The organism is Actinoplanes sp. NPDC051411 (assembly GCF_040682075.1).
GTDB lineage: Bacteria > Actinomycetota > Actinomycetes > Mycobacteriales > Micromonosporaceae > Actinoplanes.
The window spans coordinates 25,934-45,289 of the sequence record NZ_JBFBAD010000019.1 but is presented as its reverse complement, the minus strand read 5'-3'; the positions used below and the strand labels follow the sequence as shown (position 1 = coordinate 45,289).

General features: G+C 70.0%; 19 protein-coding genes and 1 pseudogene. 11 read left to right on the top strand and 9 right to left on the bottom strand.

What is annotated here, in order from left to right:
* Genes AB0M88_RS13285 through AB0M88_RS13270 form a run of 4 tightly spaced genes read right to left on the bottom strand, consistent with a single transcriptional unit; the run spans window position 1 to window position 3,635 of the window.
* Window positions 1-2,064 (bottom strand): molybdopterin cofactor-binding domain-containing protein, encoded by a 2,064-nt coding sequence (locus tag AB0M88_RS13285; protein ID WP_364100134.1) that lies wholly within the window; start codon window positions 2,062-2,064, stop codon window positions 1-3.
* Window positions 2,057-2,491, bottom strand: a complete 435-nt coding sequence (locus AB0M88_RS13280) for a (2Fe-2S)-binding protein (RefSeq protein ID WP_364100131.1) — start codon at window positions 2,489-2,491, stop codon at window positions 2,057-2,059. Before AB0M88_RS13280 ends, AB0M88_RS13285 begins: the two co-directional genes overlap by 8 nt.
* A gap of 11 nt (window positions 2,492-2,502) precedes the next feature.
* Window positions 2,503-3,144, bottom strand: a complete 642-nt coding sequence (locus AB0M88_RS13275) for a GntR family transcriptional regulator (RefSeq protein ID WP_364100128.1) — start codon at window positions 3,142-3,144, stop codon at window positions 2,503-2,505.
* Window positions 3,141-3,635, bottom strand: coding sequence for a VOC family protein (locus tag AB0M88_RS13270; RefSeq protein WP_364100125.1), 495 nt, complete (start codon window positions 3,633-3,635; stop codon window positions 3,141-3,143). The genes AB0M88_RS13275 and AB0M88_RS13270 overlap by 4 nt, the downstream gene beginning before the upstream one ends.
* A gap of 120 nt (window positions 3,636-3,755) precedes the next feature.
* Here AB0M88_RS13270 and AB0M88_RS13265 point away from each other — a divergent pair, with 120 nt between their 5' ends.
* The 8 genes and pseudogenes from AB0M88_RS13265 (at window position 3,756) to vanX (ending at window position 11,707) form a co-directional block, all read left to right on the top strand.
* A complete protein-coding gene (locus AB0M88_RS13265) occupies window positions 3,756-5,924 on the top strand; it encodes a thiamine pyrophosphate-dependent enzyme (protein ID WP_364100122.1) in 2,169 nt (722 codons plus the stop codon).
* 19 nt (window positions 5,925-5,943) lie between these two features.
* Window positions 5,944-7,155, top strand: a complete 1,212-nt coding sequence (locus tag AB0M88_RS13260) for a dihydrolipoamide acetyltransferase family protein (RefSeq protein WP_364100119.1) — start codon at window positions 5,944-5,946, stop codon at window positions 7,153-7,155.
* Window positions 7,156-7,166: 11 nt separating this feature from the next.
* Window positions 7,167-8,246 (top strand): alpha/beta fold hydrolase, encoded by a 1,080-nt coding sequence (locus tag AB0M88_RS13255; RefSeq protein WP_364100116.1) that lies wholly within the window; start codon window positions 7,167-7,169, stop codon window positions 8,244-8,246.
* Window positions 8,247-8,332: 86 nt separating this feature from the next.
* Window positions 8,333-8,665, top strand: a pseudogene (locus AB0M88_RS13250) (crosslink repair DNA glycosylase YcaQ family protein); the annotation flags it as partial.
* Window positions 8,666-8,741: 76 nt separating this feature from the next.
* The gene (locus tag AB0M88_RS13245) at window positions 8,742-9,119 is read left to right on the top strand and encodes a crosslink repair DNA glycosylase YcaQ family protein (protein ID WP_364100113.1); all 378 of its coding nucleotides are present in this window, start codon (window positions 8,742-8,744) and stop codon (window positions 9,117-9,119) included.
* 5 nt (window positions 9,120-9,124) lie between these two features.
* A complete protein-coding gene (locus AB0M88_RS13240; protein WP_364100110.1) occupies window positions 9,125-10,069 on the top strand; it encodes an NAD(P)-dependent oxidoreductase in 945 nt (314 codons plus the stop codon).
* On the top strand, window positions 10,062-11,102 hold the full coding sequence (gene vanA / locus AB0M88_RS13235; RefSeq protein WP_364100107.1) for a D-alanine--(R)-lactate ligase: 1,041 nt from the start codon (window positions 10,062-10,064) through the stop codon (window positions 11,100-11,102). The genes AB0M88_RS13240 and vanA overlap by 8 nt, the downstream gene beginning before the upstream one ends.
* On the top strand, window positions 11,099-11,707 hold the full coding sequence (vanX, locus tag AB0M88_RS13230; protein WP_364100104.1) for a D-Ala-D-Ala dipeptidase VanX: 609 nt from the start codon (window positions 11,099-11,101) through the stop codon (window positions 11,705-11,707). The genes vanA and vanX overlap by 4 nt, the downstream gene beginning before the upstream one ends.
* Here vanX and AB0M88_RS13225 read toward each other — a convergent pair.
* On the bottom strand, window positions 11,683-12,786 hold the full coding sequence (locus tag AB0M88_RS13225) for a HAMP domain-containing sensor histidine kinase (protein ID WP_364100101.1): 1,104 nt from the start codon (window positions 12,784-12,786) through the stop codon (window positions 11,683-11,685). The genes vanX and AB0M88_RS13225 overlap by 25 nt on opposite strands.
* 28 nt (window positions 12,787-12,814) lie before the next feature.
* Window positions 12,815-13,477 (bottom strand): response regulator transcription factor, encoded by a 663-nt coding sequence (locus tag AB0M88_RS13220; protein WP_364100098.1) that lies wholly within the window; start codon window positions 13,475-13,477, stop codon window positions 12,815-12,817.
* An 86-nt stretch (window positions 13,478-13,563) separates the two neighbouring features.
* Here AB0M88_RS13220 and AB0M88_RS13215 point away from each other — a divergent pair, with 86 nt between their 5' ends.
* Entirely contained in the window at window positions 13,564-14,013 is a 450-nt protein-coding gene (locus AB0M88_RS13215; RefSeq protein ID WP_364100095.1) for a M15 family metallopeptidase, read from the top strand.
* A 344-nt stretch (window positions 14,014-14,357) separates the two neighbouring features.
* Here the strand turns inward: AB0M88_RS13215 and AB0M88_RS13210 are convergent, their stop codons facing one another.
* Window positions 14,358-15,770 carry an FAD-dependent monooxygenase gene (locus tag AB0M88_RS13210; protein ID WP_364100289.1) on the bottom strand — a complete coding sequence of 471 codons (1,413 nt, stop codon included), beginning with the start codon at window positions 15,768-15,770 and terminating at the stop codon, window positions 14,358-14,360.
* Window positions 15,767-16,240 carry a MarR family winged helix-turn-helix transcriptional regulator gene (locus AB0M88_RS13205; RefSeq protein ID WP_364100092.1) on the bottom strand — a complete coding sequence of 158 codons (474 nt, stop codon included), beginning with the start codon at window positions 16,238-16,240 and terminating at the stop codon, window positions 15,767-15,769. The genes AB0M88_RS13210 and AB0M88_RS13205 overlap by 4 nt, the downstream gene beginning before the upstream one ends.
* 305 nt (window positions 16,241-16,545) lie before the next feature.
* Here AB0M88_RS13205 and AB0M88_RS13200 point away from each other — a divergent pair, with 305 nt between their 5' ends.
* Window positions 16,546-16,956, top strand: a complete 411-nt coding sequence (locus AB0M88_RS13200; protein WP_364100089.1) for a DUF6325 family protein — start codon at window positions 16,546-16,548, stop codon at window positions 16,954-16,956.
* Between the two features lie 95 nt (window positions 16,957-17,051).
* Here the strand turns inward: AB0M88_RS13200 and AB0M88_RS13195 are convergent, their stop codons facing one another.
* The gene (locus tag AB0M88_RS13195) at window positions 17,052-17,480 is read right to left on the bottom strand and encodes a cation transporting ATPase C-terminal domain-containing protein (RefSeq protein ID WP_364100086.1); all 429 of its coding nucleotides are present in this window, start codon (window positions 17,478-17,480) and stop codon (window positions 17,052-17,054) included.
* Between the two features lie 194 nt (window positions 17,481-17,674).
* On the opposite strand from AB0M88_RS13195, the gene AB0M88_RS13190 reads away from it, so the two are divergent.
* Complete coding sequence (locus AB0M88_RS13190; RefSeq protein ID WP_364100083.1) at window positions 17,675-19,339, top strand: tannase/feruloyl esterase family alpha/beta hydrolase; 1,665 nt, start codon at window positions 17,675-17,677, stop codon at window positions 19,337-19,339.
* The last annotated feature ends 17 nt before the right edge of the window (window positions 19,340-19,356 follow it).

The window sequence follows — 19,356 nt, the reverse complement described above, 5'->3', positions numbered from 1 at the left end:
TCACCCTTGTCGTTCGATGGCTGCCACGACCGCCTCCGTGGTCAGCGGCAGATCGCGCACGCGGACGCCGACCGCGGACGCCACCGCGTTCCCGATCGCCGCGGCGGTGGGGCCTTGCGCGGCCTCGCCGGCCCCGACCGACTTTTCCCCGCCGACGTCGACGATCGCGACCTCGATGGCCGGCACCTGTGAGAACCGCAGGATCGGATAGGTCTCCCAGGTGTCGCTGGTGATCTGCCGCCGGTCGAAGCGCACCCGCTCGACGAGCGTCCAGCTGGCCGACTGCACCGCGCCGCCCTCGATCTGATTGCGCACCCCGTCCGGGTTGACGACCTGCCCCACGTCGACCGCCACCCAGAGGCGCCGCACCCGTACCTCGGCCTCGGCCTCGACCTCGGCGACGACCGCGCAGTAGGCGCCGCGCCCCTTGTACCGCGCGTACCCGGTCCCCAGCCCGACGCCGTCGGGAACCTCCCGTCCCCACCCGGCGGCCTCGGCCGCCGCGGCGAGCACCCGCCGGCCGCGCGGATCGCTCAGGTGCGCGAGCCGGAACTCGAGCGGATCCCGTCCGGCGGCCCCGGCGAGCTCGTCCATGAACGACTCGATCGCGAACACGTTGAGGTGGGCCCCGAGCGCGCGCATGGCCGAACTGCGAATCGGCGTGGACAGCAGCCGATGGGCGGTGACCCGCCGATGCGGCAGGTCGTACCCGGGCAGCGCGTTGCGGGCGGTCCCGTGACCGTTGGCCGGCCCCGGATCGACCGCGGCCGGATATTCCGCCGCCGGTTTCCGCAACGTGGCCGACAACAGCCCCGGAATTCCGTTCGCGTATCCCGGCCGGGACGTGTGGCCCTGGCTGTACACGTCGTACCGCCAGGACGAGATCATCCCGTCGGGCGACAGGGTGGCCACGGCGTCCGCCGTCATGGCCGAGCCGAACGGCGCCCAGGACAGCTCGTCCTGGCGGCTCCACAGCACCTGCACCGGCCGGCCGGGGACGGCCCGGGCCAACAGCACCGCGTCGAAGGCGGCGTCGTCAGCCCCGTTGTGGCCGTAACATCCCGCGCTCTCGGCGTGCTCCACGCGCACCGCGCCCGGCTGAAGCCCCAGCGCGATCGTGATGGCCCGCCCGAGCGGATGAACGCCCTGGCTGTGCGACCACACGTCGACCCGTCCCTCGTTCCGCCAGACCGCGACACCGCAGCTCGGCGCCATGGAGGCGTGCGCGAGGAACGGCCGGCTGTAGGTGGCCCGGAGCACCCGGTGCCGCGGCTGCCCGCCTTCGTCGTCGATCACCGCGATGGTCTCGTGCGGCCCGGCCCGCAGGAACTTGTCGAGCTCCTGCTCGTCGGGGAGCGAGTCGTGCTCCGCCCACCGGGCGGACCGGCGCAGCGTCTCGGCCGACGACACCACCGTGGCCTCGTCCGCGCCGACCACGCCGAGGAAGCCGCCGTCCCGGACGACGATCACCTCGTCGGGAACCCGGGCTTTACCGTCCACCGCCGTGATGTCCACCGAGACCAGGCGGGCACCACGCGACGGCGGCCGGACCACCCGCCCGAACATCTGCCCGGGTAGGCGCATGTCCTGGATGTAGCGCGGACGCCCGTAGATCTTGTCCGGCAGGTCGAGCCGCGGAACCGCCTGCCCGACCAGCCGGCTCGCCGACCGCAACGGCACCTCGGGCACCGCCACCACCTCGAGGTCGACCGTTCCCGCCAGTTCGCCGTAGGAGAAGGCGCCGCCCCCCGCGGCGGCGGCGAAGAGCTCGCGCACGTTGGCCGCCGCCACGCGCAGCGCCGACCCCGAATCCATGATCGACATGCTGCCCGAGGTCATGCCCTCGTCCGGTCCGTCGAACCCGGCCGGCAGCATGCGGATCGCGGCGATGTCGACCCCGAGCTCGTCGGAGGCGATCTGCGCGAGCGCGGTGAGAATGCCCTGCCCCAGCTCGACCTTTCCGACCCGTACGTCGATGATGCCGTCGGCCCGCACCCGGATCCATCGCGCGAGCACCGGATTGGCCGCGAGGTCCTTGGGCAGTGCGGCCCACGGCTCAGTCATCGCTTTCGCCCGCCTTCACGATCGCGCGCACCATGCGCTGCTGGGCGCCGCACCGGCACAGATGCCGATCGAGCGCGGCGGCGACGGTCCGCTCCCCCGGCCGTGGCTCGCGCTCCAGCAGCGCGGCGGCGGTCATGATGATCCCGGTGACGCAATAGCCGCACTGGGCCGCCTGTTCATCGAGGAACGCCCGCTGCACGGGATGGGGTGACAGACCCTCGACCGTCGTGACCTCCTTGCCGGCCAGCGACCAGATCGGGGTGTCGCAGGACGCCACCGGGTGGCCGTCGACGTGCACGAAACAGGCTCCGCACAGTCCGAGGCCGCAGCCGAACCGCGCCCCCATCAGGCCGAGGTCGTTGCGCAGGACATAGAGCAACGGAGTGTCCGGATCGGCGGCGATCTCGTGCTCCGCCCCGTTCACCATCAGTTTCATTATCAGTCTCCGAAGACCTCGGGGTGCCGGCCGAGCTCGGTACGCGTCCGCCGGATGTGCCCGGCCAGGAAGCGCCCCGAGTCGATTGCGTCCCGCCGCTCGATGGCGTCCAGCAGCAACCGATGTTCGGCGTTCACGACCCAGCGCCGGCTCGGCCCGGTGAGCTGCATGAACAAGCGGCGGTAATACTGCGTCGAGTTCCACAGGCGGGTCACCGTGGTGGTCAGCTGATCGATCCCGCAGGCGCGGTAGGTGCGCAGATGGAACTCGCGGTCGAGCTGGAGAAACCTCTCGACGTCGACGCCGCCCTCGATCTCGTCCTGGATCTCCCCGAGCTGCAGGAGGTCGTCCGGCCCCAGCCCGGGCAGGCTCTCGGCCAGGGCGAGAGGCTCCAGCTGCTCGCGCATCCGGTACATCACGTCGACCTCGTGCATGGACAGCCAGGGCACGCGGGCGCCCTTGTTGGGCTCGTGCTCGACGAGGCCCTCGGCGGCGAGCATCTGCAGTGCCTCGCGGACCGGGAGGCGGCTGGCGCCGAGTTGCTGGGCGATGTCCTCCTGGCGTACCCGTTCGCCGGGGCCGATCCGGCCGCCGAGGATCGCGCTGCGCAGGTGGTCGGCGACGCGCTGGGTAGCGACGGTCATGTGTTCTCGCCCCGGAAGTAGGCCCGGCCGTGCGGGTAGGAGACCAGCTCGAACTGCATGCCCCATGGTGCCAGGAAGTAGACCCAGCGCTGGCCTTCGTGCGGACCGCGACTCGCCGTCGGCTCACCGAGCACGGTGACGCCGTGGTGTTTCAGGTGGGCCACGGCCGCGTCCAGGTCGTCGACGTAGAGAGCCACGTGGTGGCCGCCGATGTCGCTGTTGCGCGGCGGCTCGGTGCGCTGGCCGGGCGACGTGTACGCGAAGACCTCGAAGATCGCCTGGACGCCGAGCCGGAAGAACCGGTTCTCCGGCACGGTCGCGCGGGGGTGCACGTTGAGGTGCTCGGCCATCCAGTCACCCTCGTCGGCGAACGGGCCCAGCGAATACAGGAACTCACAGCCGAGCACGTCGACGAGGAACCGCTGCGCCACGTCGAGATCGGGAACGGTGAAGCCGACATGGTCGAGCCGCTGCAGCCCCGGGAGCCCCATCGCCCACCTCCTTTTGGATCCAATCGACCCTACCGCCTTGCCATAATCCGAGGAAAGGTCAACTCGGCACTGGAAGATGGATCCAATCGGTGGAAAGCTGTTCCCGACGAAGGAGGCCCGATGCCGGAACACCGCGCACTGCACCCTGACGCCGCCTGGACCGAGCTGGTCGTCACCGACGCCGACTGGGATGCGGCCGACCCCGAGCTGCTGACGACGATGTTCAACCAGCTGGTGCTCATCCGGGCGTTCGAGGAGTTCGTGCTGGAGCTCGCCGCGGCGGGTCTGGTGCACGGCCCCGCACACTCGAGCATCGGCCAGGAGGGTGGCGCGGTCGGCTCGGTGCTCGCGCTCGCCCCCGGCGATGAGGTCAACGGCTCCCATCGCGGTCATCACCAGTTCCTCGCCAAGGCGCTGCAGCACGTGGCCCCGAAGGGTTTCGACCTCACGGCCCCGCTCTCCGAGGAGATCCGCACCGTCCTGCTGCGCACGCTCGCCGAAATCTGCGGCCTCGACCGCGGCTTCAGCCACGGCCGCGGCGGGTCGATGCACCTGCAATGGAAAGAGGCCGGCGCGATGGGCACGAACGCCATCGTGGGCGGCGGAGTCCCGCTCGCCGCCGGCTACGCCTGGGCCGGCCGGCAGGCCGGCACCGATGCCGTCGCGGTCACCTATTTCGGCGACGGTGCCGCCAACATCGGCTCGACGCTGGAGACGTTCAATCTCGCCGCCGCCTGGCGGCTCCCGGTCTGCTTCTTCCTGGAAAACAATCAGTACGCGGTGTCCACCAGCGTCGACGAGGCAACCGGGGAGCCCCGGCTGTCCGCCCGCGGCCCGGGCTTCGGCATCGCCAGCTGGCGTGTCGACGGCATGGACCCGCTGGCGGTCCATCTGACGATGCGCGAGGCGACCGCGCACATGCGCGGCGGCCACGGCCCGGCCCTGGTCGAGGCCGACACCTACCGCTACTTCCATCAGAACGGCCCCTTCCCCGGCAGCGCCTTCCGCTACCGAAGCAAGGAGGAAGAGGCACAGTGGCGCGCGCGTGACCCCATCGATCAGGTGGCCGGCCACCTGATCCGGCGTGGCCTGCTCACCGCCGAGTCGCGCGACGCCGCCGGGGCCGGGGCGAAGGAGGCCGTGGCGGCCGCCGGCCGGACGCTGCTCGAGCCGGTGCCCGGCGGGAAGCCCGGCGAGCGCCGGATCGTCCCGTCCGAGTGGCCCGACCCCGCGTTCGTGAACGTCGGCGTGCGCGGTGACCTCGGCGAGTTCGCCGACGCACGGCTCGCCGACGATGACGTCGCGGTGCGGGAGACCAAGTTCATCGACGCCGTGGCCGAGGTGATGCGGCGGCGCATGGACACCGACGACCGCATCGTCGTCATGGGCGAGGACGTGCATCGTCTGAGCGGCGGCACGAACGGCGCGACCAAGGGCCTCAAGGACGCCTTCCCCGACCGGATCCTCGGCACCCCGATCAGCGAGAACGCGTTCAGCGGGCTGGCCGGCGGCATCGCCCTCGACGGCCGCTTCCGGCCGGTGGTCGAGTTCATGTACGCGGACTTCATGTGGGTCGCCGCCGACCAGCTCTTCAACCAGATCGCCAAGGCGCGGCACATGTTCGGCGGCGACGGCACGGTTCCGCTCGTGCTGCGCAGCAAGGTGGCCACCGGCACCGGGTACGGCTCTCAGCACTCGATGGACCCGGCCGGGATATTCGCCACCGCCGCGGGCTGGCGGATCGTCGCGCCGTCCACGCCGTTCGACTACGTCGGGCTGATGAACGCCGCGCTGCGCTGCGAGGACCCGGTCGTGGTGCTGGAGCATGTCGATCTCTACAACAGCACCGGCCCCGGACCGGTCGACGACTATGACTACTGCCTGCCGGTCGGCAAGGCCGCCGTCCGGCGCGAGGGCAGCGCGGTGACCGTGATCGCGTACCTCTCGATGGTCGCCGAAGCCCTCGCCGCGATCGAGGAGACCGGCGTGGACGCCGAGCTGATCGACCTGCGCTGGCTCGACCGGGCCGGCGTCGACTGGGACACGCTGGGCGAGAGCATCCGCAAGACCAACCGGATCCTCATCGTCGAGCAGGGCGCCGTCGGCACCTCGTACGGCGGGTGGCTGGCCGACGAGATCCAGCGCCGTTTCTTCGACTGGCTGGACGCGCCGGTCGGCCGGGTCACCGGCGGCGAGGCCTCACCGAGCATCAGCAAGGTACTCGAGCGGGCCGCCATCGCCCGCCGCGAGGAGATCGCCGCCGGTCTCCGCCGGATCGTGGAGGCCTGAGATGGCGAGCCTGCTGAGAATGCCGGAGATCTCCGCCAACATGGTCGAGGCGGTGGTCAACGAATGGCCCGTCGCGGAGAACACCACCTTCGCGGCCGGCGATGCGATCGCCACCGTGGAGACCGACAAGGCGGTGGTCGACGTCCCGGCCGAGGCCGACGGCGTGCTGCTGCGCACGCTGGTCGAGCCGGGCAAGCCGGTGTCGGTGGGCACCCCGATGGCCGTGCTCGCCGCCCCCGGCGAGGTCATCGGCGACCTCGACGCTCTGGTCGAGAGCCTGCTGGGCGAAGCTCCGGCCACCGCCGCACCGCCGGCGGCGGGCGCGGTCACGTCCGCCGCGGGACCGGTCCGGCTGTTCTCCAGCCCGCTGGCCCGCCGGCTCGCCCGCGAAAATGGCCTGCGCATCGAGGACATCGCCGGCACGGGGCCGGAAGGGCGCATCGTCCGCGACGATGTCCACCGTGCCCTGGCCGACCGGATACCGGTTCCCGCGTCGCCCGCACCGCCCCCGGCCGGCGCCGCGCCGACCCCCCGGGCAACGGCCACGGACACCGGTTACGACGCGGTCCCGCATTCGCGGATGCGCCGGGCGATCGCCGCCCGGCTCTCCGCCGCCGCGCGGGAGACGCCGGTCTTCACGATTCGGGGCAGCGCGCGGGTCGACGCCCTGCTCGCCTTGCGCACGGAGCTCAACGCGGCCGGCGACACCAGGATCTCCGTGAACGATCTGATCGTCGCGGCAGCGGCCCGGTCCCACGTGGCGGTCCCCGACATGAACGTCGTCTGGACCGACGATGCCGTCCACCGGTTCCACGACGTCGCCGTCTCGATCGCGGTCGCCACCGACAGCGGCCTCGTCACGCCGGTGGTCCGCCACGCGTCGGAACTGACCGTCTCCGCCCTCGCCCGCACGAGCGCCGACCTGGTCGCCCGCGCCCGCGACCACAAGCTACGGCAGGACGAGTTGGACGGCGGCACGCTCACCGTGACCAATCTCGGGGTGTACGGCACCGAGGAGTTCAGCGCCGTGATCAACCCACCGCAGGCGGCGATTCTCGCCGTCGGTGCCGCCCGGAAGGAGGCCGTCGTGGTCGACGGCCAGATCGACGCGGCCACCGTGCTGCGGGTGACCCTCTCGGTCGATCACCGTCCGGTCGACGGCGCGCTCGCCGCCCGCTGGATGGCCCACTTCCTCGGCTTGCTCGAGGCCCCTCTTCGCATCCTGGCCTGACGGAGGTTCCCTTGCCCGACGCCGCAATCGAGACCGCATTGGCCCACTGGGCGCCCCGGCTGATCCAGAACGGGGTCGACTACAACGACATGACCACGACCATCGCGCGCACGCAGACGTGGGCCGACTGGTTGCCGGAGTGGAACCGGACCGCCGACGAGCAGGCCGCCTTCGCCCGCGAGGCGGACGCCACCGGGCACGCCCTCACCGCCGGCCAGGCGTGGCGGCGGGCCTCGGTGAACCGGCACTTCGGCAAGTTCGTCTGGATGGTCGACCTCGACCTCGCCGCCGAGGCCACCCGGGTGTCGGTCCAGGAGACGCTGACGGCGCTGGCCCGTCTCGACCCGTCCGCCGAGCGGCTCGAGGTCCCGTTCACCGACGGCACGGCGTACGCCAACCTCCGGCGTCCGCCCGGTGCCGATCGGCCGCCCTACGTGGTGCTGATCCCCGGGCTCGACTCGACGAAGGAGGAGTTCTTCTACTTCGAGCAGTCGTTCCTCGACCGGGGCCTGGCCACCGTCGCACTGGACGGGCCGGGCCAGGGCGAGACCGGCTTCGCGGTGCCGATCCGGCACGACTACGAGGTGGCGGTCACCGCACTGCTCGACCTGCTGGCCGCCCGCCCCGACCTCGATCACGAGCGGATCGGCCTGGCCGGTGTGAGCCTGGGCGGCTACTACGCGCCCCGGGTCGCCGCACACGAGCCGCGGGTGGCCGCGATGGCCGGCATCAGCGGCCCGTTCCGCTTCGGCGACATGTGGGACGACCTGCCGCCGATGACCCGGCAGACCTTCGTCGTGAAGTCCGGTGCGCGCGACGACGACGAGGGCCGCCGCCTGGCCCTGACTCTCGACCTGGCCGACGAATGCCGGAAGATCACCGTCCCGTCCCTGTACGTGACGGGCAAGCTCGACCGGCTCATCCCCTGGCGGCAGACCCAGCGCCAGGCCGACGAGACCCCGAAGGGAACCTTCGTCTGCTTCCCCGACGGCAACCACGGCGTCTCCAACCTCCCCTCCCGGGCCCGCCCCATGATCGCCGACTGGATGGCCGACCGCCTGGGCCCCGCCACCCCGGCAGCCCGCCGGTAGCCCACCCCGCCGGTGGATCCTCGCCGATCCGGAGGGCAACGAGGCGCGCGGGCCGCGGCGGATGAATCGCTGTTACCGTCGGAACAATGGTCAACCTGGCGGTCGCGGCCGCCCGCCGCATCTGGCTGCGGGCACAGCGGCTCGACACGCCCGAGGCGTTCGGCGGCGGTCCCGGCGCCACCCTCGCCGCGATCGAGCACCTCGGGTACGTGCAGATCGACTCGATCAACGTGATCGAGCGGGCCCACCACCACATCCTCTGGACCCGGATCCCGGCGTACCGCAGGTCCGATGTGTACCGGGCCCAGACCGTCGACAAGACCGTCTTCGAGACCTGGACCCACGCGCTCTCCTACGTCCCGACCGCCGACTTCAAGTACTTCGCCCCGGCCATGCGCGACCTGCGCACCGGCCCCTGGCTGCCGTGGAACAAGGGCGTCACCGCCGCCCACCCCCGAGACGCTCGAGACGGTTCCCGATCCGGTCTCCGGCCTGGTGCACCTGCTCTCTCCGTTCGACCCGCTGGTCATTCTGCGCAAGCGGCTCGAGCTCTTCTTCGGCTACACCCACCTGTTCGAGGCGTACGTGCCGAAGGAAAAAAAACGGGTCTTCGGCTACTTCGGCCTGCCGGTGCTCGTGGACGACGAGATCGTCGCGGTCATCGACCTCAAGGCCGACCGCACCGCGGGCACGATGCTGATCCGGCAGTGGACCTGGGTCGGCACCGGGAACGACCACGCCCACCGGCCGCGGATCGAGGACGCGCTCGCCCGGTTCGAGGAATTCCAGCTCAACCGCACTCCGTCGACTACATGTATCGCCGGCGTATCGAGAACTGCATACGTACCGGCAACACCGCACCCCTTTGACTAGGGGGCATGCCTTTCGGGATCACGATCTACGGGTGCGGGCCGGACGAGGCTCTCTTGTTTCGAGAGCTGGCGCCCCGCCTCGGTGTGTTGCCGACCATCACCGCGGAGGCGGTTTCCGAGGCCACCATCGACCTCGCATTCGGAAACCGTTGCATCAGCGTCGGACACAAGGCTCACGTCGCGAACTCGACCCTTCTCGCACTCAGCCGGGCCGGCGTCACCTATATCTCCACGCGGAGCATCGGTTACAACCACATCGACGTGAGGTACGCCGAGAGCGTCGGCATCGGGGTGGAGAATGTCGCCTACTCGCCCGACAGCGTGGCCGACTTCACGCTGATGCTGATGTTGATGTCCGTGCGGAATGCGAAGTCCGTCGTCCGCCGCGCCGACGTTCACGATTACCGATTGCCTGACGTGCCCGGGAAAGAACTGCGCGACCTGACCGTCGGGGTGATCGGGACGGGCCGGATCGGTTCCGCGGTCATGGACCGCCTGCGTGGTTTCGGCAGCCGGATGTTGACGTTCGACGGCTGCGGTTCTCTCGACGAGCTGCTGCGGGAGAGCGACGTGGTGACGCTTCACGCACCGCTCAACGCCGATACGCGCCATCTTTTGAACCGCGGGCGCATCGAGCGGATGAAGAAGGGCGCCTTCGTCGTCAATACCGGGCGCGGTTCCCTTCTCGACACCGAGGCCCTGGTGTCAGCGCTGGAAAGTGGCCGATTGGGCGGTGCGGCGCTGGACGTTGTCGAAGGCGAAGAGGGAATCTTCTACGCCGACTGCCGTGACCGGCCGATCGAAAACAGCGTGCTGCGCCGCTTGCAACGCCTGTCGAATGTGCTGATCACCGGGCACACCGCCTATTACACCGACCACGCGTTGAGCGACATCGTGGAAAACAGTCTCGTCAATTGCTTGCGATTCGAAGGTGAGATGCAGCATGCCTAGGTTGAAGGTCGGCCTCATTTTCGGGGGCCGTTCGGAAGAGCATCCCGTCTCCGTGAAGTCGGCGCGGGAGGTCGCGGAGAACCTCGATCCCGGGAAGTACGAGCCGTTCTGGATCGGGATCTCGAGGAGCGGCGCGTGGAAGCTGTGCGACGGCCCCGGCGCGAACCTGGACGACGACAGTTGCCGCCCGGCCGTGCTGTCACCGGACCGTGGCGTGCGCGGGCTACTGGTTCTGGACGACGGAAAGTACGAGGTGCTCGACCTGGACCTGGTCTTCCCCGTCCTGCACGGCAAGCTCGGCGAGGACGGCGCGATGCAGGGTCTGCTGGAGTTGTCCGGCGTTCCCTACGTCGGCTGCGATGTCCAGAGCTCGGCTCTGTGCATGGACAAGTCCCTGGCCTACGTCGTCGCGAGAAGCGCCGGAATCGCCGTGCCGAATTTCTGGACCGTCACGGCGAACGGGGACGTCGACCCCGGCCGGCTCACTTATCCGGTCTTTGTGAAGCCGGCGCGATCCGGCTCGTCCTTCGGCGTCAGCAAAGCAGCTCGGAAAGAGGATCTGCCGGGCGCGATCGAGGCCGCGAGGCGGTACGACTCGAAGGTGCTGATCGAGGAGGCCGTCGCCGGCAGCGAGGTCGGCTGTGCGGTGCTGGGCAACGATCAGGATCTGATCACGGGTGAGGTGGACCGCATCGCTCTGTCGCACGGATTTTTCCGGATCCACCAGGAGAGCGAGCCGGAACGCGGCTCCGACAACTCGACACCCGTCGTTCCGGCCGACATCTCGGCCGGATCGCGCTCGCTCGTGCAGGAGACGGCGAAGGCCATCTATCGCGCTCTGGGGTGCCGGGGGCTGTCCCGGGTGGACATGTTCCTCAAGGAGGACGGAACCGTCGTGCTCAACGAGGTCAACACCTTGCCCGGCCTGACGTCGTACAGTCGCTATCCGAGAATGATGGCGGCCGCGGGGCTGCCGTTGGCCGAAGTGATCGACCGGATCGTCTCGGCGGCCCTGGCCGGGCCGAGCCGATGAAGGACGACTTCGTCTTCGTGGACGATCTCGTGCCCGGAGTGCGCTGGGATGCCAAGTACGCCACCTGGGACAACTTCACCGGCCGGCCCGTGGATGGATATCTGGTCAATCGGGTCGCCGGCACGACGGCTCTGTGCGCCGCCCTGGAAAGCGCCCGGGACAAGGCCGCGGCCCTCGGCTTCGGATTGCTCCTCTGGGACGGATATCGCCCCCGGCGTGCCGTGGATTTCTTCCTTCGCTGGTCGGAACAGCCGGAGGACGGCCGGACGAAACAGCGGCACTACCCGCACATCGACCGGGCCGACATGGTCAGAAGGGGATATGTAGCGGCCAGGTCGGGCCACAGCCGGGGCAGCACGGTCGATTTGACGCTCTATCACCTGGCCTCCGGTCACCTGGCCGCGATGGGCGGTGACCACGATCTGATGGACCCCGTCTCACATCACGGAGCCGAGGGCATCACGCCGGTCGAGACGTCAAATCGTCAACACCTCTGTTTCATCATGGAAGCGTGTGGTTTCCGTCGTTACGACTACGAGTGGTGGCACTACACGCTGAAGGACGAACCCTATCCGGACACCTATTTCGACTTTCCCGTCGCGTAGGGCAGTTGCACGGTGACGCGGAGCCCGCCGGCCGCGCGTGGAGTGAGGGTGAGGGTTCCGTCGTGTGCCTGGGTGATGCTCTTGACGATCGCCAGGCCCAGCCCGACGCCCGTATGCCCGGTGCGTACGCGTTCGGCGCCCCGCTGGAACGGCTCGACCAGGGTCGAGACCAGCTGCGGGGCAAGCTCGCCGCCGGTGTTCTCGACCGTCAGCACCGCCGTCCGGTGGTGAACGCCGGTCGTGATCCACACCCTGCCGTCTTCCGACTGGTTGTGAACGATCGCGTTGTGCACGAGGTTGGTGGTCAGCTGCAGCAGCAGCGCGTGCGAGCCGATGGTCGGGGTCACGTCCCCCGAGGTCTCGATGGTGACACCACGCTTCTCGGCCAGGGACAGCAGGGTTTCCGTGGCCTCCTCCGCGAGGAGGGACAGGTCGACCGGCACCCGGGTGAACGACCGCTGGTCGGCCCGGCTGAGCAGGAGCAATGCCTCGGTGAGATCGATCGCTCGGGCGTTGACGACATGGAGGCGCTCGACGACCTCGCCCACGTCGCGGTTCGGATCGCCGCGGGCTACCTCGAGAAGCGTCTGCGTGACCGCCAGCGGCGTGCGCAGTTCGTGGGAGGCGTTGGCGGCGAACCTTCGCTGTTCGGCGAGGTGCGCTTCGAGCTGCGCGAGCATGGCGTCGAAGGCGTCGGCCAGCTCGCGGAACTCATCCTGGCGTCCGGGCAGCCGGATCCGGTAGGAGAGCGATCCGTCCGCCGCCACCCGGGCGGCTTCGGTGATGCGGGTCAGCGGAGCGAGCATCCGGCCGGCCAGAATCCATCCGCCCACCAGACCGAACACCAGCAGGAACACGGACACCTCGGCCGCCCGCGGGGCGAACGCCCGTAGGAGGTCGTCGCGGCTCGGGCCCATGAGGATGAGGCGCTCGTGAACTTGGCGGCCGGGCATAACGGGAACCCCTGGTGGCTGCGGTACATAGCGCAACAGGAACACCCACACGGTCGCGAGCAGCAGGGCGCCCGCGAGCATGAGGAAGCCGGCGTAGCTGAGGGTGAGTTTGAGGCGAATGCTCAAACCTGGGGCTCGGTTCACGGTGTTCCCCTCAAGCTGGGTCGATGCGATAGCCGACGCCGGCCACGGTGGCGATGACCCAGGGCTCGCCGAGTCGCTTGCGCAGTGCCGAGACGGTGATGCGTACGGCGTTGGTGAACGGGTCCGCGTTCTCGTCCCACGCCCGCTCCAGGAGCTCCTCGGCGCTGACGACTCCCCCTTGGGCGGCGACGAGGACCTCGAGCACGGCGAACTGCTTCCGGGTGAGCGCGACGTAGCGGCCGTCGCGATAGACCTCCCGCCGGAACGGGTCCAGGCGCAGGCCGGCGATCTCGCGGACGGGTGGCCGGTTGTGCGCCCGGCGGCGGTCGAGCGCCCGGAGGCGGAGCACCAGCTCCTGCAGCTCGAACGGCTTGGTGAGGTAGTCGTCGGCACCGAGCTCGAAGCCGGAGGCCTTGTCGTCGATCCGGTCGGCGGCGGTGAGCATCAGGATCGGTATGCCGCTGCCGGACGCGACGATGCTTTTCGCGATCTCGTCGCCGGAGGGGCCGGGGATGTCACGGTCGAGGACGGCGATGTCGTAGGTGTTGACGCTCAGCAGGCCGAGAGCGGTGTCGCCGTCACCGGCGATGTCGGCCGCGATCGCCTCCAGCCGCAGGCCGTCGCGGACGGCTTCGGCCAGGTAGGGCTCGTCCTCGACGACCAAGACACGCATCCTCCGATGCTACAAACCCGCGCATATCGCCGGCCTATCGAAAACCGGATACGGCCCGGCAACATGGCCCTCCGTTGACTGAGGGCATGCGTGTGACGGTCTTCGACGACGAGATTCCGGCCGTGGTCAACCTCAACCCCGATCTGCTCGCCGCCCTGCGCCGAGCCGCCACCGACGCCGCGGACGACGGGGTCGAGCTCCTCGTCAACGGCGGCTGGCGCTCCCCCGAGTATCAGAGGCGACTACTCCGGGAAGCCATCTCGAAGTACGGCTCGGCAGAGGCCGCCGCCCGGTGGGTGGCCGCCCCCGAGACGTCTGCTCACGTGCGGGGCGAGGCGGTCGACATCGGGCCGGTCGGCGGCGCGGCGTGGCTCTCGGAGCACGGCGCCGGGTACGGCCTGTGCCAGATCTACCGCAACGAGCCTTGGCACTACGAGCTGCGCCCCGACGCCGTCGATCACGGCTGCCCGCCGATGTACGCCGACCCTTCGCACGATCCGCGGTTGCGGCGGAAGGCAACGCCTCGCGGCGCCTGAACTGTGCTTTTGTCGAGCGCCGACCGCGTACGCCCTCGGTGGGCCGGCCGCGGGCCGTTCAGGGCCGGCGGCCGCGGAAGGTGCGGCGCAGGTCGCCGACCCAGGCATCGGGGTTCTCCCACGGGATCGAGGTCACCGCCGTTGTCGCTCCAGGCGTTCCAGCGTTCCAGCAGCCAGCTGTTCGGCACGCCGTAGGCCAGTCCTCGTTGCCCTCGTCCAGAGGCGGACGGGTGAGTGCGAGGCGGGCACGCAGGTCATGCAGGACGTCGCCCGATACATGGACCGGGACCGGCCGCAGGGAAAGTCGGGCGGGACCATCGTGGTGTCCTCGCTTTCTCTCTAGGTTATTTGAACAACATGCTCGATACCGAGCGGCCGATGATGCCGTCGGGCCGGACCGGAGGCCCGCTGCCGTAGGTCGCATCCCACCGGGCTCGATGAACCGGGTCGACGAGTGGGCCGATGGCTTCCACGTCGATGACGGTGAACGAGGTAGGCCGTAACAGGTCGAGGGTGCTGCGCCCGTCGCGGAGCAGTACGTGCGGTGCCCGCGTGCCCGGCCGGCCACTCGGGTTCGCCGGGTCCTCGGGCGGCCCGCCGTACCTGAGCCCCAGGACCAACGTCGTGGCGTCGATCTCGCCGGGCACCGGCGCCTGCCCCGGTTTCTTGCGCGAGCGCAACAATGCCTGCGCGACCATGAGCTCGGCGACCGGCCGGCGTTCCGTCTCGTAGCCGGCAAGCAGCGCCTCAGTGTCGTCCTCCCGGCGGCAGGCGGCGGCGAGCCTCCATGTGAGATTGTGCGCGTCCTGCACGCCCGTGTTGCCGCCGAACCCGCCGTACGGCGGCATGACATGGGCGGCGTCGCCGACCAGGAACACCGGGCCGGCCCGGAACCGATCTGCCACGTACGCCCCGGTGCGCCACCGGGCGGTGTCCTCGATCACCGGCCGCAGATCGGGAAGGCCCGTCGCCGCGCGGATGACCTCGGTCAGCCGCGTGCCGAGTTCCGCCGGAGCCAGCTCGGCCCAGCCCGGCCGCAGGAAGGTTCCGAGCTGCCAGGAGCGGTCGTCCTTGTTGCCCCGAGCGAACAGAAAGGCATTCGCCGCGCGACACATCACCGCGTTGATCTGGCGGCCGCGCAACGCCGGCTCCAGATCGGCCCGAAAGACCGAGCTCACCGACTCTCCTTCGACATCCTCGCCCCGCAGCGTGATGCCGAGCCGGTCGCGCACCGCGCTGCGGGCGCCGTCCGCCGCGACGAGGAACTGCGAGTGCACCGCCCGTGTCCGGTCGTCGCTGGACAGCTCCACCGTCACGTCGTCGGAGCCGATCTCGACCAGCTCGGCGGATGTGCCGAACGCGACCGTCGCGCCGAGCTCCCGCGCACGGCGCAGGAGAATCGGTTCCAGCCGCTGCTGGTCGCACGAGTAGGGCGTCGTCGGGCTCAGACCGGCCGCCGCCACCTCGTCGGCGGGCGCCGCTATCCAACTCCGCAGCGGTCCGGCGAGCGTGTCGACGATGTCGAACCCGCTGTTCGGCTCGCCCGCCGCACGAACCTCCTCCTCGACGCCCAGCGCCCGGTATATCTCCATCGATCGCACGTTCACCAGGCGCGCCTTCGGGTGCGCCGATGTCGCCGGATGCCGGTCGACGGCCAGAACACGGACGCCGTGCTGAGCCAGGAACGCCGCCGCGGCGAGCCCCACGAGGCCCGCGCCGACGACGATCACCTCGAACCCTTCGTCGTTCCCGGTCATGAACGCCACGGGTTCCGCCTTCCGGCCGCCGTGACCGGCCGTTCCGGCAGGCCGGCCGAGAGCGAGGTGACGAGGCGGTCGAGCTGCCGGGCGAACCGCACGATCTCGGCCGGCTCCCAGTCCGCGAGATGCCGCGAGAACTGTCGGATCAGCTGCCGTCGGAACTCCTGCCGCGCACGCTTCCCGGCCGTGGTCAGCTCGATGACGTACGACCTCCCGTCCGCGCGATCGCCCGCCCGGCGCACGTATCCCCTGGCCTCCAGGTCGGCGATCGCGCGGGTCACCGACTGCGCCGCGACATCCAACTCGTCCGCGGCGTCCTTCGGCCGCAACGAGGGCTGCACGGCAGCCAGATTCAGCAGCCCGAGGCCGACCGGCCCCAACGGCGTCGCGGCCGCGGCCCGGCGCTGCAGCAGCGCCACGCGATGCAAGGAGGTGACGACGCTCCAGATCGAGGTAGTTACTTCCATGCAGGAACTATATCTGATGATTCGGCGCGCAGGCGACGCGCCGGAGGCCTCACGGCTGATGCCGACGACGGTTCCGGTACGGGCACTCCGCTGGTCGGTGACGGTTTTTCGGTATTGTCATGACCTGGTCTCCCCTAGGCTCGCCGCCGTCCCGCCGGCCGGCGAAGAACGCTCCGTGACCGTCGCGCCGGGCCACGACCGGCGCCTCATCCGCCGGAGGTGAACCCGCCGGCCGCCGCCACGGGCATGGCTCTCACCCACCGGGGATGAGGCCCCGTCCCACTTCGCAGCGGCACAATCACCTCATGGCAGTGGGGCCGCTCGAGCTGATCGTGGTGACGTTCCCGCGGGAACACCTCGTGGACGGCGTCCGATCGACCTTGGACCGTCTGGCTTCGATTCGAAGCATGAACGTCGTCGACGTGCTCGTCATCCGCACCGATGCGTCCGCCTCGCCGTGTTCCGTCGAACTGAGCGAGCTGCCGGGACTGGGGGCACTGGGCGGCCTGGCCACCGGCCTCCTGCCGCAGACCGACATCGACGAGGTGTCGGCCGAGCTGCCGGCGGGCACGGATGCCCTGGCCGTGCTTCTCGAACACCGATGGATGCGCGACCTCGCGGGCCCGGTCGACGCTCGAGGAGGAACCATCGTGGCGCTCCATCACATCGCGACCGTCCTCGTGGTGCATGCCAAGGCGATCGCCCGAGTGCCCTGACGCTGCCACCGCACCGTCCGGCTCGACGAGGAGGAGCTCCTCTTCGACACCGGTGGTCAACATGGTCAGCTCCGTGCGCCCTCCGGCGTTCGCGATCATGCCGGTCGGCCGGTGGTGACCATCGGTGTGTCCGGCTCGGACGGTGCGGCCCCGTCCGCCCGGTCGGCGGCGGCCCGCCGCACCGCCTCGGTGGCCGATCGCCGGCGCAGCGAGGCCTTGCGCAGTTCGGCCGGGATCAGGACGGTAAGCCCCGCCACGACGCAGATCAGCCATTGCACCAGGTCGAGGTCGGTGGTGCGCAACATCTTCTGGAGGAGGTCGAGCTCGTCGGCGAGCACGATGGCGGCGATCGACATGCCGCTGGTGATCACGAAACGCCGGTCGTCGAAGGACGGCTCTCCGGTCAGCTCGGCGACCGGCCCGCTGGGAGGACCACCGCGCTGGTCGCCGCCACCGCGGTCATCACCACCACCGCGCTGTTCAGCCCGTCCCTCGGACGCCGGCGGCGAGGCGGCGCCCAGCACCGTCGCGGAAGCGACGACCGTCAGACGACCGCGAGGTGAGGCGGACGGCCACCGTCCACTTGCTAATCGGCCGGGCGGACGACAATCCTCGGAACCTCCCTTGCGGGCCCCTGTGACGCGTGGCACAGTGAATGGCACTCAGTGCCGCTTATCGATCCCTCCGCGGCACAGCGTGCTGGGTCAGGAGGTCCGCCGTGAGTCGAAAACTGCGAGTTCGTGGACGTTCCAAGCGATTCCCCGCCGGCCTGGCGGCCGCCACCGCATTGGTGAGCGTGACCGCGATCTACGGGCCGCTGCCCGCCGCCGCCACGCCGGTCAGCGCGAGCCCGAGATGCGCGGAGTTGGCCGGGACGGAGATCCCGTCATCGGTGATCAGCCTGCCGACCAACGGGGGCCGCGTCGAGTCGGCATCCCTGACGACCCAGGTCGTCAGCGGCCGGGCCATCGAGTACTGCGGCGTAGAGGCGGCACTTCGTCCGAAGGATCCGTCCGCTCCGGACATCAGGCTCCGCCTCGCCATGCCGGTCGGCTGGAACCGCGGCACGATGATGTTCGGCGGCGGCGGATACGACGGAACCATCCCCGACCTCACTCAGATCGTGCCGTTCGGCCGTCCCGATCAACCCGCGCCGCTGGCTCGCGGATACGCGACGTACGGAAGCGACTCAGGCCACCAGGCCGGTCCGGCGGCGTCCCTCGACGGGTCGTTCGGCCTGAACGACGAGGCACTTCGGAACTTCGCCGCCGGCGACGCGCTCAAGAAGACCCACGACGCCGCCATGTACCTGATCCGTCGTGGCTACGGCGCGATGCCCCGCCACACGTACTTCGCGGGCGGCTCGACGGGCGGTCGTGAGGCCCTGGTCGTCGCGCAACGGTGGCCGGACGCCTTCGACGGCGTCATCTCGGCCTACCCGGCCTGGAACAACATGGCCGAAGTCCTCGATCTGGGATACCTCGCGCAGGTGATGTCCCGTCCGGGCGCCTTCCCCGGGCCGGACAAGCAGACCCTGCTCTACAACAGCGTCATCGCGGCCTGCGACGGGCAGGACGGCATCAAGGACAAGATCGTCTCGAATGTCAGCGGATGCCACTTCGATCCCCGCGTGCTTCGCTGCCCCAAGGGCGCCGACACCGGCCCGACCTGTCTCTCCGACGCGCAGATCGCCTCGGTGACGGCCGCGTCCACACCCTTCGGCTGGCCGTACCGCATCGCCAGCGGCGAGCGTTACTATCCCGGCTTCCCTCTTCTGTCGGGCGCGGACATGAGGACGCCCTATCTCGGGTTCGGCACCTCCGCGCCGGCCAACCCCATGCCGGTGACCAGCGGATACGGATTCCAGTACTGGGACCAGTGGGTGAAGTACTTCCTGACCCGGGACCCGGGCTACAACTCCCTCGACGTCGACCCCCGGCGACCGGGAAAGTGGCTGTCCCGCATCAGTTACCTCTCCACCCTCCAGGACCGCAACGACGTGGACCTTCGTCCGTTCGCACGCGCCGGCGGGCGGCTGATCCTGATGCACGGCTCGGCGGACGAACTGGTCTCGCACCGCTCGACGAACGACTACTACCGCCGCGTGCTCGCCACGCTCGGTCCCCGGCCGACCAACGAGTTCATGCGCCATTACGTCGCGCCGGGCGCGAATCACGCCAACTTCGGTGCGCCCGCCTTCGCCCCCGGCTGGGACTCGCTGTCGGCCCTGGAAACGTGGGTCGACAATGGACAGCCGCCAGTCAGGCCGGTGGCCGCCGACATCAGAGACGGCCGGACACGCCCGCTCTGCGAGTACCCCCGCTGGCCGAGGTACCGCTCGGGCGATCCCGATCGCGCGCAGAGCTTCGTGTGCTCGCTCTGAGGTCCACATGCCACCGG

Coding starts and splice junctions, on each gene's coding strand:
- AB0M88_RS13285 (WP_364100134.1), bottom strand. CDS start 2,064: ATGACTGAGCCGTGGGCCGCACTGCCCAAGGACCTCGCGGCCAATCCG.
- AB0M88_RS13280 (WP_364100131.1), bottom strand. CDS start 2,491: ATGGTGAACGGGGCGGAGCACGAGATCGCCGCCGATCCGGACACTCCG.
- AB0M88_RS13275 (WP_364100128.1), bottom strand. CDS start 3,144: ATGACCGTCGCTACCCAGCGCGTCGCCGACCACCTGCGCAGCGCGATC.
- AB0M88_RS13270 (WP_364100125.1), bottom strand. CDS start 3,635: ATGGGGCTCCCGGGGCTGCAGCGGCTCGACCATGTCGGCTTCACCGTT.
- AB0M88_RS13265 (WP_364100122.1), top strand. CDS start 3,756: ATGCCGGAACACCGCGCACTGCACCCTGACGCCGCCTGGACCGAGCTG.
- AB0M88_RS13260 (WP_364100119.1), top strand. CDS start 5,944: ATGCCGGAGATCTCCGCCAACATGGTCGAGGCGGTGGTCAACGAATGG.
- AB0M88_RS13240 (WP_364100110.1), top strand. CDS start 9,125: ATGCCTTTCGGGATCACGATCTACGGGTGCGGGCCGGACGAGGCTCTC.
- vanA (WP_364100107.1), top strand. CDS start 10,062: ATGCCTAGGTTGAAGGTCGGCCTCATTTTCGGGGGCCGTTCGGAAGAG.
- vanX (WP_364100104.1), top strand. CDS start 11,099: ATGAAGGACGACTTCGTCTTCGTGGACGATCTCGTGCCCGGAGTGCGC.
- AB0M88_RS13220 (WP_364100098.1), bottom strand. CDS start 13,477: ATGCGTGTCTTGGTCGTCGAGGACGAGCCCTACCTGGCCGAAGCCGTC.
- AB0M88_RS13215 (WP_364100095.1), top strand. CDS start 13,564: ATGCGTGTGACGGTCTTCGACGACGAGATTCCGGCCGTGGTCAACCTC.
- AB0M88_RS13210 (WP_364100289.1), bottom strand. CDS start 15,770: ATGACCGGGAACGACGAAGGGTTCGAGGTGATCGTCGTCGGCGCGGGC.
- AB0M88_RS13205 (WP_364100092.1), bottom strand. CDS start 16,240: ATGGAAGTAACTACCTCGATCTGGAGCGTCGTCACCTCCTTGCATCGC.
- AB0M88_RS13200 (WP_364100089.1), top strand. CDS start 16,546: ATGGCAGTGGGGCCGCTCGAGCTGATCGTGGTGACGTTCCCGCGGGAA.